Below are 17,042 nucleotides of genomic sequence, written 5' to 3' on the forward strand. Positions count from 1 at the left end.
GGAGAGCGATGAAAAAATATATATACAGTTTCTTATTACTATCAATTGTTTCATTTGCATATGCACAGGATAGAAGTCTTAGAGCTGCTCCCCCAGGCGGAGGCGGAGGCGGTGACCGACCTGTTAAAATGTATAGAGACGTAGATGAAGATGGATATGGAGATCCCGCTAAATATTATATGAGTACCGAACCAATGGAGGGATATGTGTCTCAGGGTAATGATTTAGATGATAACAATCAATATATTACCAATAGGCCTCCTACCCAATATTTTTATCAGGATATAGATGGTGATACTTACGGGAATCCCAATTCCAGTGTGTTTTATACTTTACAACCACCTGGCTATGTAACCAATAATGAGGATTGTAATGATAATAATGGCGCTATAAAACCTACTACGGTTTGGTATTTTGATGGTGATCACGATAGTTTTGGTAACCGATTAATTACAACAACCAGTTGTTTACAACCAGCAGACTATGTTTTAAATCCATGGGATCTTGATGATGGTAATGGATGCATTACCAATATTACACCACAGATTTTTTACAGAGATTTCGATAAGGATACTTATGGTAGTGCTATTGAAACAATATATTGTAGTGTAATGCCTGATGGTTACGTAACCAATAATTCAGATTGTAATGATAGAGAAAAATTAATAAATCCTAAGACCGTTTGGTATTTTGATGGAGATCACGATAGTTTTGGAAACCGCGCAGTAACGGTAGTAAGCTGTATCCAACCTACAGATTATGTAGATAATGGAAATGATTGTAATGATGCAGCTACAGATTTAAATCCTGACACCGTTTGGTACTATGATAACGATGACGATGGAGGTGGAAACGATAATATAACCGTTAGAGGATGTGCTGCACCTCGTAAATATGTTAGAAGAGGCGGCGATTGTGATGATGATAATCGAGAAATAGATAAATATACAATATGGTATCGCGATGTGGATGGTGATGGATTTGGTGTGACTGCTAATTTTGTATTGAATTGTACAAGACCTGAGGGTTATACCGATAAATATGGGGATTGTGATGATGGAAATGTAGCAATACATCCTGATAATATTTGGTATTATGATAATGATGGAGATGGTGCAGGCGATGCATCTACATTTATCCAAAGTTGTACAAAACCAGATAGGTATGTTCAAAATTTCGACGATTGTGATGATTATAACCCGACATATAAGTACGTTAGGACTTGGTACTATGACAAAGACGGAGATGGTTACGGACGAAGCACAACTACAATAGCCAGATGTATTCCACCTGCTAATTATGTAGACAATGCCAGTGATTATGATGATGAGTCAAGATGTATCACTAATACTCCTCCACAAACTTTTTATGAAGATTTTGATAAAGATACTTATGGGAATCCTAATGTGAGTGTGAGCTGTAGTCATCTGCCAGATGGGTATGTAACCAATAATTCCGATTATGATGATAGGACAGGAAATATTATTAATATTCCTCCGCGAACTTTTTATGAAGACTTTGATAAAGATACTTTTGGGAATCCAAATGTAAGCGTGTATTACAGTATTCAGCCTACTGGATATGTACTAAACAATTCTGATTATGATGATAGAGATGGGTTTATTACTAATATTGCTCCACAAACTTTTTATGAGGATTTTGACAAAGATACCTTTGGGAATCCTAATGTAAGTGTATATCGTAGTGTTCAACCGACTGGATATGTAGCCAATAATTCAGACTATAATGATAGAACTGGAAATATTACTAATATTCCTCCGCAAACATTTTATGAGGATTTTGACAAAGATACCTTTGGGAATCTAAATGTTAGTCTGTATTATAGTATTCAACCCATAGGTTATGTTGCCAATGCTTCAGATTGCGATGATAGAGCTACACTGATAAATCCCAATACAAAATGGTATGCAGACAATGAAGGAGATGGTTTAGGAGATCCGTCTAATTTTGTGCAACAATGTGCCAAACCGGCTGGGAATTATGTAGATAATTTCTCCGATAATTGTCCATTGCTTTATGGCTCAGATCCAGATTGCTCTAGTATTAAAAATCCTTCATCAGATCATAATTATGTCATAACGACAAATTACAAAGAGCCAGTTAAAACTGTTTTATCGAATCCATCACCAAATCAAGCTCAAACTAGTATTACTTATTTTGATGGATTGGGCAGACCCATACAACAAATTGCTAATCAACAATCGAATTCGGGTAAAGACATTATAACACATATAGGTTACGATGATTTTGGACGACAAACACAGGAATACCTGCCTTATGCAGCAACATCAGTAAATATGGCTTATGAAGCAAATGCAAAAGTAAATACCATAAATTTTTATAGTACAGAAAAATATGAAAATACAGCAAATCCTTTTTCTGAAAAGGAACTAGAATCGTCTCCACTTAGCAGAATTTTAAAACAGGCTGCTCCAGGAACAGATTGGGCTATGAATGGAGGACATGAAATTAAATTGGATTACCAAACGAATTCAGGCAGTGAAGTAAAATTATATAAAGCAGCTACAAGTTGGAATGCTTCAGCAGGAATATTTGATATTTCTTTTTCGGAAAATGGCTATTACGATGCTAATGAGTTATCCAAGACGGTAACTTATGATGAGAATTCATCGGCTAATCCTTCTGAAACTTCGGGAAGTACCGTAGAATTTAAAGATAGAGAAGGTAAGGTAATTTTAAAGAGAACCTATGAATCGCAACAAAAACACGATACGTATTATGTTTATGACGATTACGGAAATCTAACGTATGTAATCCCTCCAAAAGCCGATGGAGCTATTAGTAACGAAGTTTTAAATGGATTGTGTTATCAATATAAATATGATTATCGTAACCGTTTGGTCGAGAAGAAACTACCAGAAAAGCAATGGGAGTTTATTGTGTATGATAAACTGGATCGCCCCGTGGCTACAGGTCCAGCCAATTCACCTTTTAAAGGAGAAACAACAATCGGTTGGTTAATTACGAAATACGATGCTTTTGGTAGACCTGTTTATACTGGATGGCTAAATTCAACCTCAAACAGTTCGAGCAGAAAAACCATGCAGGATGCACAAAATTCAGCTACACTATTATTCGAAACTAAGCAAACTTCAGGCACAATTGATGGAGTTGCTGCTAATTATAGTAATCTTACTTCACCAACAAGTTTCAAGCTTTTAACAGTAAACTATTATGATACTTATAACTATCCTAATGTATCAACTGTTGCTACAAGTATTGAAGGGCAAGCAGTTTTATCTAATGCTAAAGGATTGGCAACAGGTAGCTGGGTAAGAGCACTTATATTGGCTTCTACAATTTCGGGAGAAACTACAAGTACTTTTTATGACAGTAAAGCTAGGCCAATACGCAACTATTCTCAAAATTATCAAGGGGGATATACGAGTACAGATAGTAAACTGGATTTTTCAGGAAAAGCATTATATACCATAACCAAACACAAGCGTACGACAGGAGACGTAGAGCTTACAATAAGAGAAGAATTCACGTATTCAGCACAAGACCGCTTACTGACTCATACCCATCAAATTAATGGAGGTGCAGTACAACTCCTAGCTGAGAATATTTATGATGATTTAGGGCAGCTTAAAGCAAAAAAAGTAGGTGAAAGCACTGAAAATCCTCTTCAAAAAATTGATTATAGTTATAACATAAGAGGCTGGCTTACCGGAATAAATAAAACGGATAATCTACAGCAAGATACAGATTCAAAAGATTTATTTGCTTTTAAGATTAATTATAATAAGGTTGATTGGGATGCAGGAGTCGCTCAAAAACTGTATAACGGTAATATTGCAGAAACTTCCTGGATAACTGGAAATGATATGACAGGGGTTACACGAGGGTATGGGTATAAATACGACCAACTAAACCGTTTAAAAGACGCTACCTATCAAACTCCAAATCTTACAGATAACAAGAATTATTTTGGAGAGAATCTGGATTATGATAAAAACGGAAACATTATCCGACTACAACGTAAGTTCATGGCTGGAGTATCAAGCAATCCTTATGCTGGAGACATGGATAACTTAGGCTATTTTTATACTGACAACTCAAACCAGTTGATGAAAGTAAGCGATACATCTAATTCTCCGCAAGGATTTAAGGATGATAGCAATGGTTACAATGATAGTTCGGATGATTATGCCTATGATACTAATGGTAATTTGATCAAAGATGAAAATAAAAATATTACCGAAATACGCTATAATCATCTTAATTTGCCAACCCAAATAACTTTTGGAACTGGAAATTCAATTGCTTATATTTACAACGCAGCAGGGCAAAAGCTAGAAAAAATTGTTACGGAGGGAACGACTACAACCTACACCAATTACTTGGGAGGGTTTCAGTACTACTATAGAGAAAATCAAGGCGGAGGAGATTTTCCTACACCTGATGATCCGCAAGGTCCTAAAGACCCTCCTATTGATGGTACAGATCCTCCGCCTATAGAAAACAATAGGAATAATGCGTTAAGGGGACAACTCGTTAATCAAGAAGTTCCATCTACGCCTACGTTACAATTTTTCCCTACGGCAGAGGGGTATGTAAAAAATACCTTTGTAAATGGAACAAACAGCTATAATTATATATTTAATTATACCGATCATTTAGGAAATGTTCGTGTGAGCTACCAAAAGAATGCTCAAAACGTTCTTGAAATTCTTGAAGAAAGTAATTATTATCCTTTTGGTTTAAAACATCAAGGGTATAATAGCGTGAATTTACAACCCGATTATTTACGAAAGTATAATGGGAAGGAATTACAGACCGAATTAGACTTAAATGTTTATGATTATGGAGCACGTAATTATGACCCTGCATTAGGGCGTTGGATTAACCTAGATGCTTTATCAGAAGAGTTTGCAGAATATTCTCCATATGTATACACATATAATGATCCAGTTAGACACATAGATCCGGATGGAAATGCACCACAGGATAGATTAGGTGAAAATGATCCACCTGAAAAGAAAAAATCAGGTGTATCCGCAGAAGCTGTAAAAAGTCTTGATAGACCCGTAGCATCTACTGGTGGTTATCCAGGACAAGGATTGGATGAACTTGTGACAGCAGGTCTACAATGGCTAGGGAAACAAATTTCGGGTAGCGATGTTTCTAAAGAAGCTTCTGAAAATTTTCAATTTGCCACAAGTTTGGCAATTGTTATTGTTTCAAAAGGAAAGAATACTAAAGCTGATAATGAAGTTGTTGAGCGATTAACTAAAGTTGAAACCAAAGCTGCTAAAGCAAGTGAAAATACATTACCAAAACCTGGTAAAGGAAAGGGATCAGTAGCTAGAGCAGATAGAGATCCAAAACGAACTTTAACAAAAAAAGAAAAAACAGAAGCCATTAAAGAAAGAGGGGGCACATGTGAAGGATGTAATAAAGAAGTAACAACTACAACAGCTGATGCCCATCATACTAAAAGACATGCAGATGGTGGGAAAACGACAAAAGAAAACACTACCATTTTGTGTAAAGACTGTCATAAAACAATTCATAAATAATGGAAAAAGAAGAATTTAAATTAATCATTGACTCTCATATTAAAAATTTAGGGTATCATGTTACTACTGTTGCTGGTAAAAGTGCGTTACCAAGGTATTCTTATTCAATTGGTCTTGAAGATACTGTTGGCTTTGAACTAGTCTTTGCAGGAGGTGAAATATTTAACCTAAAGGAAGTCTCTGAGATTATAAAAAATATAATCGAAAAGCTAAAAATTGATTCGGATTGGGAAAACAAGACTTTTAGACTCGAGGACTTAAAGTCTTATACACTTTCAAAAGTTAATGAGTCATGGATTTCATTAATGTTAGATGGTATAGTAGATTATTATAAGGGAAAAAAAATAATTGTTTTACAAATCATACCTGATCAAAAGAACAAGACTCTAGATGTTCCAGATATGTCCATTGAATTCAATGCTGAAAGGAATAAAATTTGGCAGTGGTTAATTAATGAATGGACTTATCCTATAGCTGAAGGAACATTAGTTTTTACTAATACTGAGGCACTATTTGGAGAAAAAATTACAGAACTAATGAGGTGGGAAGAAGATGAATGGGAAATGTTTACAGAAAATAGTGATGAAATTGACAAAGCTAATATAAAAATAGTCCCGTTTGGTGTTCTTTTAGGAATTGACGCCACCCTTATTGAGGCATTAAATGTTAAAGTTGGAAAAGGATTATGGCGTGAAGATGATTCATTAGAATGGAATGCGTGGGGATAAGTTGCTGTACTCATGATGAAAACCAGATTTTGTTGATTTTAGTACTAAAACAATTTATGAACTAAAGCCTTTTAATCCTAGAGCTATGAAAGCAGGCAAAAAGCAATTAACTAATTATAAAGCAGCTTTTGAGGAAGCTTACCCAGGTACAGTTTGGAAGACGGTTTTAGATACTTATTAAAAAATAATAAAAAATGAATAAAAAAGATTTAGTTAAATTTCTTGATGAAATATTCCTTCCATTAGATTTTAAAAGAAAAGGCAACAATTGGGTGTCAAATGGTAATATAATTAATAAGATTGTTAATCTTCAAAAGTCTCAATACAGTAATTCTTATTACATAAATTATGGATATGTTTTAAATAGTTTGCCTCTAGATAATTTTACTTATCATGTTGATAACCGATTAGCCTCAAAAGATAAAAGCGAACAAGAATTAATAACAGATTTACTAAATTTAGAAAATGATATTGATTCAGAAAAAAGATTGGTATTATTGGGAAACATTATTAATTCTAAAATAGTAGAAGAAATCAAATTTATTTCAAAGGAGGAAGATATTTTAAGAATCTTAAAAGCAAGAGAGCATTTGTATACAATTCCTCCTTTCGTACTTAAATATTTTGATTTAAGAGTTAAATAGGTTAATTTTTGAAAGTCGTCATTTGCATACGCTCTTAATAAACCCGATCGCTCGGATATGCACAACGATAGCGCGGAAATCTTTTCCGTGCCCTCAATGATAATCACATAAACCAATAAAACCTCGTCAGAAATGGCGAGGTTTCATTATTGAGTAGAATGTTCCTAATAATTCGCCTGCTGGAGTAAATAGGAATAATGCATTGAGAAGATAGTCGGTAAATCAAGAAGTTCCATTAATGCCTACGTTACAGTATTTTCCAACAGCCGAAGGGTATGTGAAAAATACGCTTGTAAATGGAGCAAATAACTACAGTTGTGTATTTAATTATACGGACCATTTGGGAAATGTTCGTGAGAGCTAAAAAAAAAATGCTGCTAACGTTGTTAAAACCCGACCGCTCGGATATGCGCAACGATAGCGCGGAAATGTTTTCCGTGCCCACAAAGCGAATCACATAATCTGATCCAAGTAGATTACTTTCTCAAAGTTTTGTAAATTCATTACTTCAAAATAGTGCTAATAATTCGTCTACAGTTTGGACTAATGATGGAGCAGGTAATTTTGATAAAAAGGGAAGTAATGGATACATTAATAATGGAGGAGAATACCATGAAGGTAGCGGAAATAGTGAAGTTTTACCTGAGGTTACTATTATTCTCGGTATTGGAGATAGTAGAAATGGAGATAGAATCAGGGGAAATGCATATATGCATGGAGAGTATTACCAAGGCTGGAGAGATAAACAATACAGTAAAAAATTTGATGAATTTCAAGATGGATTAGATTATTTAGGTACAATCCCTGTTATTGGAGAACCTGTTGATTTTACTAATGCTGGTATATCAACATTAAGAGGTAATTATAGTGGGGCTGCACTAAGCTTGGCAGCAATGGTTCCTGTACTAGGAATAGCTTCGACAACAATAAAACAAAGTCATCATCTTGTACCAAAAGCTGTTTTTAAAGAATTTAAGAAAGACTTAAGTAAGATTATGAAACGCGATGGCATTAAAAACCTAATGAGTTTGCCTGTCCCATTTCATGGGAATCACCCACAATACAATATTTATGTTGGTAAAGCTATAGGGGATTTAAAAAGTAGAGGCGCTTTATCTTCAGGTTCGATCGAATCATTACAAGGAAATTTAAGAGGTATGATAGATGAAGCACTTGAATCAGGAGAGAAATTAAATGAATATTTTAGAAAATTTAATCCGTAAATAAAAATGAAGTATTATCAGATAGGAATAACTGCTGACCCAAAAATTGTAGGGGTAAAAAATGGAATTTATCAAGTAGAGATTAATGAAAATGCAATTGAAAAAGATGAAAAATTCAGATTCTTTTTAGATTTTTTTGATTACGAAAATAGTCATTTTTGGAAAAGACAAGATGAAGTAAATTCTATTAAAATCCCTTCAGTTCCTGCTAAATTACTTAAAAATGCGATACTTACAGATATTATGGGGTATACGCCAAATATTACTTTTTTGAACGAGTTGTATAGTGATAAATTTATTAATATTCTTAAAGAATTTAATATTGGAAGATATACAACTTTTGAAGTGAAAATAGCAAATAATATTACCCAATTAAAAGATAATTGCAAAAAGGAAATCTCAATTAAAAAAAAACTTTCTGCAATAAATAATGATATTGATTCGGCATTTTCCAGTGAGGATTCAGATATAGAAAACCACTATTTTATACCTAATAAGATTCAGGTTTACTTACAAATAAATTCATTTGACAATAGATTTTCACTTCTAAAAAAGAGTCAAAACAGTAGGCATTTTCATTTGCCTTTATTCATACAATACCACGCAATAAAAATACCATAGTACCTATTTATTTTTCACCTTTTTACTTTCGATACATCTATGTTTCGAGAGCAAATCATTGTATTCTTTAAACAATTTAAAAACAAAAAATATGCACTTAACTCCCAGAGAGACCGAGAAATTATTGGTCTTTTTAGCGTCCGAGGTCGCTTTAAAAAGAAAAGCAAGAGGATTAAAACTTAATTATCCCGAAACTATTGCCATCATAACTGCTTATGTTATGGAAGGTGCCAGAGATGGTAATACTGTTGCAGAACTTATGCAAAGTGGTGCCAAAGTACTAACACGAGACGATGTAATGCCAGGAGTCCCAGAGATGATTCATGACATACAGGTAGAAGCGACTTTCCCAGACGGAACTAAGCTGGTAACTGTTCACAATCCAATTCGTTAACTAAAAAAAAACAAAAAATGATACCAGGAGAAATATTCATAAAAGAAGGCGATATCGTCTTAAATGAAGGTCGTGAAACAACTAGCATAAAAGTCATTAATACAGGAGACAGACCAATACAGATAGGTTCGCATTTTCATTTTTTTGAAGTAAACAGAGCAATGGAATTTAACAGAGAAAAAGCATTCTGTATGCGTTTAAACATTCCATCTGGCACTGCGGTTCGTTTTGAACCAGGCGAAGAAAAAGAGGTTAGTCTTGTAAAAATTGGTGGTAATCGCAGAATTATGGGACTAAATAATCTTGTAAATGGTGATGCCAATTCATCACATAATAAAGACATGGCATTAAAATTAGCAGAGCAATTAAATTTTAAAAATACATCAAATGAGTCTTAATATAAGTAGAGATAAATATGCTAATCTAGCAGGACCAACAACTGGAGACAAAATTAGATTAGGAGATACCGATTTAATAATAGAAATCGAAAAAGATTATGCAGTATATGGTGACGAAGTAATTTTTGGAGGAGGAAAAACTGTACGTGATGGTATGGGACAATCTACAACCTCTATACGTGAGCAAGGTTCATTAGACCTTTGTATTACAGGTGTTATCATCATTGATCACTGGGGAATTATTAAAGCCGATGTGGGTGTTCGTGATGGTAAAATCGTAGGTATTGGTAAAGCAGGAAATCCAGACATTATGGATGGTGTAGACTCTAACCTTATCATTAGCGCATCTACCGAAGTTCATGGTGGTAGCGGATATATTCTTACTGCTGGTGGAATCGATACTCACATTCATTTTATTTGTCCGCAACAAATAGAAACTGCTTTGTATAGCGGTATTACTACAATGATTGGTGGAGGTACTGGACCAAATGACGGAACCAATGCTACAACAATTACGCCTGGAAAATGGAATCTTGAAAAAATGCTTCAGGCTGCAGAAGAATATCCAATGAATTTAGGTTTTTTCGGAAAAGGAAACTGTTCTACACCTAAACCTTTAATTGAACAAATTGAAGCGGGTGCATTAGGATTAAAAATCCATGAAGACTGGGGAGCAACTCCTGCAGTTATTGATGCTTCACTTACTGTAGCTGACGAATATGATGTACAAGTTGCCATACATACAGATACCTTAAACGAGGCTGGTTTTCTAGAAGATACTATGACTGCTATTAATGGTCGTGTTATACATACTTTCCATACCGAAGGAGCTGGAGGAGGTCACGCACCAGATATTATTAAAGCGGCAATGTATAAAAATGTTTTGCCAGCATCTACAAATCCTACAAGACCATTTACTGTAAATACAATAGATGAGCACATGGATATGTTAATGGTTTGTCATCACTTAAGTAAAAACATTCCTGAAGATGTGGCTTTCGCCGATTCAAGAATTCGTCCAGAAACTATTGCTGCCGAAGATATTTTGCAAGATATGGGAGTATTTAGCATCATGAGTTCTGACTCGCAAGCTATGGGTCGTGTAGGTGAAGTTGTTACCAGAACTTGGCAAACAGCAAGCAAAATGCGTTCTCAAAGAGGATATTTAGCCCCTGATACTGAAAATGATAATTTCCGTGTAAAAAGATATATCTCTAAATACACGATTAACCCAGCAATTGCTCATGGTATCTCCGATTATGTAGGATCTATCGAAATAGGAAAAATAGCCGATTTTGTGCTTTGGAAACCTGCTTTATTTGGTGTAAAACCAGAAATAATTTATAAAGGCGGATTTATTGCTGCTGCAAAAATGGGAGATCCAAATGCTTCTATCCCTACTCCACAACCTATTGTTTACAGAACAATGTTTGGTTCTCACGGAAAAGCGAAGTATGGTACTTGTGCCACTTTTGTATCTCAAGTTTCTATAGAAAAAGGAATTGTGGAAGAATATGGTTTACAAAAAATGGTTTTACCAGTAAGAAACTGCCGTAACATCTCTAAAGCAAATATGATTCATAATGACGGAACTCCTGATATTGAAGTAAATCCTGAGAATTACAAAGTATTGGTAGATGGTGTGCATATTACGTGTGAACCTGCTACTAAATTGCCTTTGGCTCAATTGTATTTTATGTTTTAAGTGGTCATTCCGAACTAAATTAAAAAAGTTATCACATGCTTATTAAAGAAATATTAGGTAATACAGCCCAGCAACCTTTAGACAAACTAAAGGTTGATTTACTGGAAATTGAGTGGTATGAATCTACCAAACGCATCCAGCGAAAAACTAGCAATGGCGGTACAGAATTGTCTATAAAATTCTTAAAAGAAGGACAACGCTTACGTGATGGCGACATCCTTTATCAGGATAATGATACAGCTATAGTTGTGTATATAAAACCTTGTGAAGCTCTTGTAATAAAGCCTACTACGATGTTGCAAATGGGAACGGTATGTTATGAAATTGGTAATAAACACATGCCTCTTTTTATTCAGGATGACAAAGTAATGATGCCTTTTGAAATGCCAATGTTTAGATGGCTAGAAGCTGCAGGTTACCAACCTACAAAAGAAGAACATCAATTACTGAATTTATTAAAATCAAACGTAGAGCCTCACGGGCATTCGGGAAGTACCTCTTTATTCAGTAAAATTATTAATATCGCCGCTAAGAATGACCAATAAATTTTTAGGCAGTTTACTGCATATAGCCGACCCAACATTGCCCATAGGAGGATTTTCGCATTCTAATGGATTAGAAACTTATGTGCAAAACAATATCGTAAAAGATACCCCTTCTGCAGAGGTTTTCATTGAGAACATGCTTAAATACAACATCAAGTTCAATGATGCTTCTTTTATGCGATTGGCTTATGAAAAAACATTAAACAATGATTTGCAAGCCCTGATTCTTCTGGATCAGGAATGTACCGCATTAAAATCTCCCAGAGAAATGCGGGATGCCAGCCAAAAATTAGGGCTGCGATTCATTAAAATTTTCAGGCGTCATAAAGAATTTGATCTTGCATTACAGTATGAGCAAAGTATTTATAAAGGCGATACAACTGGACATTACGCCATTGCGTTCGGAATGTATGCTTGCTTAATGGAAATTCCTCTTGAAGAATCTTTGTTTGCCTTTTTTTACAATAGTTGTATCGGAATGATTACCAATAGTGTAAAATTAGTTCCGCTGAGTCAATTGGACGGACAAGATATGATGTTTCGTTTTCAACCCAAAATTGCACAATTGGTAGCAGAAACCCTTTGCTTAGATAAAAACCTAATCGGAATGTGCAGCATTGCTTTTGATATAAGAGCAATGCAACATGAAAGATTATATTCGAGACTATATATGTCTTAAAATAATAATATTTAGAACTAAAATGGAAGATAGAAAATATGTAAAAATAGGTGTTGCTGGCCCAGTTGGGTCTGGAAAAACAGCACTTTTGGAAAGACTTTCCAGAAAAATGATGGATAGTTATGATCTCGGAGTAATTACCAATGATATCTATACTAAAGAAGATGCAGAATTTATGACTAAAAACAGTCTGCTGCCAAAAGAAAAAATCATCGGGGTAGAAACTGGTGGATGCCCTCACACGGCCATTCGCGAAGACGCAAGTATGAATTTAGAGGCAGTAGATGAATTAGCAAAACGCTTCCCTGATATTGAAATCATTTTGATAGAAAGTGGTGGTGATAACCTTTCGGCAACCTTTAGCCCAGATTTAGCCGATGTAACAATCTTTGTTATCGATGTATCTGGAGGTGAAAAAATTCCAAGAAAAGGTGGACCAGGAATTACTCGTTCTGATTTATTACTTATTAATAAAATTGACTTAGCACCCATGGTTGGTGCAAGCCTGGAAGTAATGGAGAATGACGCTCGCAGAATGCGTCAGGGAAAACCATTTGTTTTTAGTAACCTAAGATCTGATGAAGGTCTTGATAGTGTTATAGGTTGGATTAAAAAATATGCCCTTTTAGAAGATATCGAAGAGCCTAAGCTATACCGTTAATGGATTCTAAATTAAACATCGTAACAGGCTGTAGAGACGGAAACTCTTACATGAAAGATGTGTATGTAACACCTCCTTTTCGCGTTGTTCCTGTGGGACAATTAAAAAAGGATGGTGGCGCATACTTAATGATAACTAGTTCATCACCCGGGATTTTAAATGGTGATAACTATTATATCGATGTTCTAGTAGAAGAAAATGCACGTTTGCAACTATTGTCTCAATCCTACCAGCGTTTATTTAATATGGATGGGCATGCAACGCAAAATCTTATTGCTAAAATGGAAGCCAACACTTCTTTCTTTTATGTACCACATCCGATTGTACCACATGAAAATTCAACATTTATAAGTACAAATACGATTTACATAGAAGATAATTGTGATTTAATGATGGGTGAAATAATTACTTGTGGAAGAAAACATCATGGAGAGGTTTTTAAATATTCTCATTTTCAGAATAAAACAGAAGTTTTTCATAAGCAAAAATTAATTTTTAAAGACAATATTTTATTACGCCCCCAAATAATCCCACTAGATTCTATAGGTTGTCTAGAAGCATTTACTCATCAAGGCACTTTGGTTTATCTGAATACTAAAAACATTAAAACTGATGATTTTATAGAAGAAATTTACGAGATGATGACTACCGAAAAGGAGTTAGAATTTGGAATTTCTTCTTTACAAAATGATGGTTTTGTAGTACGATTATTAGGTCATGGAGGGGAACAAATGTTTAATTGCTTCCAGAAAATACAGGAAAAAGTATGGAGTTTTAAAACCGAAACTATTTTATCATGACAGAAACATTATGGACATTATCGCTCACCGCCATTTCTATCAGTTCCATACATACAATGTCGGGACCAGATCATTATTTGCCTTTTATTGTTTTATCCCGTTCCAGAAAATGGTCGGCTTTTAAAACTTATATGTTAACAATAGTTTGCGGACTCGGACATGTTTTAAGCTCTGTAATTCTTGGTCTTATTGCTGTGTTTTTAGGCTGGCAAATGAATAAAATAAGCTGGTTTCAGGATATACGCGGAAACATTTCTGGTTGGGCTTTATTGATTTTTGGACTCATTTATTTAATCTATGGAGTATGGCAAGCTTATAAAAACAAACCTCATAAACATTTTGATGTTCTGGGTGAAGATGTTTATGTTTTTGAACACAAACATGGCGAAATTGTTATGCCTGATAAAAGAGTAAAAGTTACTCCTCTTGTTCTTTTTGCAATTTTTGTTATGGGGCCAAGCGAGCCATTGATACCATTACTTTTTTTCTCAGGAACACATCGATCTGTTACTGAAATTGTTGTACTTATTAGTGTTTTTACTGTCTCTACCGTACTAACTATGCTACTTATGGTGGTCTTAGGTCGTTATGGATATAGTCTTATCCAAACCGAAAAACTAGAACGTTATTCTAACGCAATAGGTGGTTTTGTAATTACAACTTGCGCTTTTGGGATGGTCTTTTTAGGCTGGTAAACAATTACGGTTCTCTAAATAAATAATACTTTTTATAGCAAACAAAAATCTGTTAATTAGATTAAAAAAAGAAAAAATGAACAAAATAATAGAACAAAAATTTCCTTTTTTAAGTGAAGTTTTAAAAGGTATTGGGCAAATAATGCTGCAAGAAAACATCTATACAGGATTGCTTTTTACCATTGGTCTTTTTATAGGATCAGCATCAATGGGTATTGCAGTACTTCTTGCCTCTTTAACTGGTACGCTTACTGCCAAGGTTTTAAAATATGACAAAGAGGAAATCAGCATGGGTTTATACGGATTCAGTGCCTCTTTAGTAGGAGTTGCATTAGTCTTTTTATTTAAGAATGAAATTATCATTTGGCTACTTGTAATCGTGGGATCTATTGCTGCTGCAATGCTTCAACATTTTTTCATCAAAAGAAAAATTCCCGTTTTTACCTTCCCCTTTATTTTTGTTACGTGGGTCTTGGTAACTTTACTGCATCACTTTTCGAATATTCCTCCATCCGAAGCATTTATGAAAGTTCCCGATTTATCTAATATCGATACTTTTACATCTGAAGTAAATGGATTTGGAGAAGTTATTTTTCAGGCAAACATCTGGGCTGGACTTCTTTTCTTTGTTGGCGTTTATATCAGTTCGCCCATTGCAGCTTTATATGGGTTGCTAGGTTCGGCAGTTAGTTCTGCAATTTCATTTCATGGGCATGAACCTATTAACGATGTACACATGGGGTTATTTAGTTTTAATGCAGTATTATGCGCGATCGTTTTTGCTGGAAACAAAAAAATAGATGGTGCTCTGGTTTTAATATCAGTAGTAATTTGTGTAATGATTAATATAGGATTGGTAAATGCTAAAATTGAAGTTCTTCAAAATGCCGGTGGTGCATTTACACTACCTTTTGTTTTGGCAACTTGCTTGGTTTTGCCTCTCAAAAAATTTGTTTCAAAAAATAAGTTTTTAGCTAAACTGGAGAATTAATTTTTTGATTATTATATAAATTGGAAGTAGTCATTATTTATTTCATGGCTATTTCCAATACCTTTATTAAACAACTAATCTTTTACTTTTTATCATCCAATAATTCACTTATTTCCTTTTCAAGAATATTGCGATTAGCTAAACTATTGGTTAATAATACAAAACCCGAATTTAGTTCTGGAAAGAATTGCAATGTACTTCTTGAACCTCCTGCTCCCCCATTATGTCCAAATAAAAGAGATCCTTTATTTGTTTTATGAATATACCAATTAAGTCCCATGCCCTCATTTAAACTTCCGTAAGTCAGTTTATGAGATAAAGCAATTGCTGGAGTTGCATTGCTAATATTTCCAACAACATATTTAATCATATCTTCAGTATTAGATTCTAAACTTCCTATTGCAAATAATTCCCCTGAGTCCCACCTTGGTGTAACTTGCTTTTTAGCATTATGTGGCATCGCCAAATCTCTAGAAGGAACACTCGAAACATTATTATCAGTAATCGTATTATTCATTTTTAATGGAGAAAGAACATACTTATTTACTAGATTAAAATATGGTACTTTGTACACATCTTCTAAAATTACTCCCAAAAGTCCAACACCCATGTTTGAATAAGAGGAAGTTTTTCCGACCAAGCTATCAAGTTTCATTTCATGTAATCCTTCGTAAAGTAATTTCTTAGTATAACTAGTATATGGATTTAAAGAATCATAAGCTTCTCGCTGCCACAAATTCTTAAAAACTCTTGTTATTCTTCCAGTATGATTAGATAAATCTACTACTCGAATAGGCGTTCCCTTATATTCTAAATTAGGAAACTCTCCTGGTAGATATTTTCTTATGTCATCATCTAAATTAATTTTTTTATCTAAAACGGCTTGAGCCAAAAGTATACCTGTAAAAGTTTTAGTGATAGATCCTAATTCATAAATCGTTTTTTTGGTAGGTAATATTCCACTACCAAATTGTGTTTCTCCATAATTATAATAATGCTTTTTTCCGTTCTGGAGTATTACCATCGAAAGTCCTACTGCCCTATTATCTTCATAATAACTCAATACTTTTTTATGTACTACCGAGTCCAATCTAGTTTTTAACGGGTTATCTGTTTTTAAATCATTCGTTTTAGATTGCGAAAAACCTAAATTAACTAGTAGAAAAATCATCAACAAAACTGGTATCTTATCTTTTAACTTAGCTTTCATTTTGCACTTTGGGATAAAGAATTAAACAATACTAGATAACTTTACATACTCTAATTACTTCATAAACAAAATAATACCACTAATTTATATAAATTTCTTATTCCTTTTATGTTTGAAAAATATATTTAGAAACACATAGCTTCAACAACAAAAAACTGTTGCAACACTTACCTATTACACAAAT

Annotated in this window: 16 protein-coding genes and 1 pseudogene; 16 read left to right on the forward strand and 1 reads right to left on the reverse strand. The window is 34.2% G+C overall.

Going from position 1 to position 17,042, the window contains the following annotated elements; all coding sequences use genetic code 11:
* Positions 1 to 8 precede the first annotated feature (8 nt).
* The 16 genes and pseudogenes from IW20_RS26910 to IW20_RS16500 all read left to right on the forward strand — a co-directional run bounded on the left by IW20_RS26910 (position 9) and on the right by IW20_RS16500 (position 15,648).
* A complete protein-coding gene (locus IW20_RS26910; RefSeq protein ID WP_051885821.1) occupies positions 9 to 5,564 on the forward strand; it encodes a DUF6443 domain-containing protein in 5,556 nt (1,851 codons plus the stop codon).
* On the forward strand, positions 5,564 to 6,292 hold the full coding sequence (locus tag IW20_RS16440) for a DUF4262 domain-containing protein (protein ID WP_035624692.1): 729 nt from the start codon (positions 5,564 to 5,566) through the stop codon (positions 6,290 to 6,292). Before IW20_RS26910 ends, IW20_RS16440 begins: the two co-directional genes overlap by 1 nt.
* Before the next feature lie 34 nt (positions 6,293 to 6,326).
* Positions 6,327 to 6,473, forward strand: a pseudogene (locus tag IW20_RS25790) (hypothetical protein); the annotation flags it as partial.
* Positions 6,474 to 6,486: 13 nt separating this feature from the next.
* A complete protein-coding gene (locus IW20_RS16445; protein WP_035624694.1) occupies positions 6,487 to 6,936 on the forward strand; it encodes a DUF4304 domain-containing protein in 450 nt (149 codons plus the stop codon).
* A gap of 238 nt (positions 6,937 to 7,174) precedes the next feature.
* The gene (locus IW20_RS26865) at positions 7,175 to 7,300 is read left to right on the forward strand and encodes a hypothetical protein (RefSeq protein ID WP_262488119.1); all 126 of its coding nucleotides are present in this window, start codon (positions 7,175 to 7,177) and stop codon (positions 7,298 to 7,300) included.
* Between the two features lie 346 nt (positions 7,301 to 7,646).
* Positions 7,647 to 8,159, forward strand: a complete 513-nt coding sequence (locus IW20_RS25425; RefSeq protein WP_051885823.1) for an AHH domain-containing protein — start codon at positions 7,647 to 7,649, stop codon at positions 8,157 to 8,159.
* Between the two features lie 6 nt (positions 8,160 to 8,165).
* Positions 8,166 to 8,780 carry a hypothetical protein gene (locus tag IW20_RS16455; protein ID WP_035624697.1) on the forward strand — a complete coding sequence of 205 codons (615 nt, stop codon included), beginning with the start codon at positions 8,166 to 8,168 and terminating at the stop codon, positions 8,778 to 8,780.
* Between the two features lie 91 nt (positions 8,781 to 8,871).
* Positions 8,872 to 9,174 carry an urease subunit gamma gene (ureA, locus tag IW20_RS16460; protein ID WP_035624994.1) on the forward strand — a complete coding sequence of 101 codons (303 nt, stop codon included), beginning with the start codon at positions 8,872 to 8,874 and terminating at the stop codon, positions 9,172 to 9,174.
* A gap of 17 nt (positions 9,175 to 9,191) precedes the next feature.
* Positions 9,192 to 9,572 carry an urease subunit beta gene (gene ureB / locus IW20_RS16465; RefSeq protein WP_035624700.1) on the forward strand — a complete coding sequence of 127 codons (381 nt, stop codon included), beginning with the start codon at positions 9,192 to 9,194 and terminating at the stop codon, positions 9,570 to 9,572.
* Positions 9,562 to 11,277, forward strand: a complete 1,716-nt coding sequence (gene ureC, locus IW20_RS16470; RefSeq protein ID WP_035624703.1) for an urease subunit alpha — start codon at positions 9,562 to 9,564, stop codon at positions 11,275 to 11,277. The genes ureB and ureC overlap by 11 nt, the downstream gene beginning before the upstream one ends.
* 35 nt (positions 11,278 to 11,312) lie before the next feature.
* Complete coding sequence (gene ureE / locus IW20_RS16475; RefSeq protein ID WP_035624705.1) at positions 11,313 to 11,822, forward strand: urease accessory protein UreE; 510 nt, start codon at positions 11,313 to 11,315, stop codon at positions 11,820 to 11,822.
* A complete protein-coding gene (locus IW20_RS16480; RefSeq protein ID WP_035624709.1) occupies positions 11,812 to 12,501 on the forward strand; it encodes an urease accessory protein UreF in 690 nt (229 codons plus the stop codon). The genes ureE and IW20_RS16480 overlap by 11 nt, the downstream gene beginning before the upstream one ends.
* A gap of 22 nt (positions 12,502 to 12,523) precedes the next feature.
* The gene (ureG, locus tag IW20_RS16485) at positions 12,524 to 13,162 is read left to right on the forward strand and encodes an urease accessory protein UreG (RefSeq protein WP_035624996.1); all 639 of its coding nucleotides are present in this window, start codon (positions 12,524 to 12,526) and stop codon (positions 13,160 to 13,162) included.
* Positions 13,162 to 13,962: an urease accessory protein UreD gene (locus tag IW20_RS16490; RefSeq protein ID WP_035624712.1), complete on the forward strand. Its 801-nt coding sequence runs from the start codon at positions 13,162 to 13,164 to the stop codon at positions 13,960 to 13,962. The genes ureG and IW20_RS16490 overlap by 1 nt, the downstream gene beginning before the upstream one ends.
* Positions 13,959 to 14,657, forward strand: a complete 699-nt coding sequence (locus IW20_RS16495) for an urease accessory protein UreH domain-containing protein (protein WP_035624715.1) — start codon at positions 13,959 to 13,961, stop codon at positions 14,655 to 14,657. The genes IW20_RS16490 and IW20_RS16495 overlap by 4 nt, the downstream gene beginning before the upstream one ends.
* 76 nt (positions 14,658 to 14,733) lie before the next feature.
* On the forward strand, positions 14,734 to 15,648 hold the full coding sequence (locus tag IW20_RS16500) for an urea transporter (protein ID WP_035624718.1): 915 nt from the start codon (positions 14,734 to 14,736) through the stop codon (positions 15,646 to 15,648).
* Between the two features lie 82 nt (positions 15,649 to 15,730).
* Here IW20_RS16500 and IW20_RS16505 read toward each other — a convergent pair whose 3' ends face one another.
* The gene (locus tag IW20_RS16505; protein WP_035624722.1) at positions 15,731 to 16,858 is read right to left on the reverse strand and encodes a serine hydrolase domain-containing protein; all 1,128 of its coding nucleotides are present in this window, start codon (positions 16,856 to 16,858) and stop codon (positions 15,731 to 15,733) included.
* Between the last annotated feature and the right edge of the window lie 184 nt (positions 16,859 to 17,042).

It is taken from the genome of Flavobacterium hydatis (assembly GCF_000737695.1).
Lineage (GTDB): Bacteria > Bacteroidota > Bacteroidia > Flavobacteriales > Flavobacteriaceae > Flavobacterium > Flavobacterium hydatis.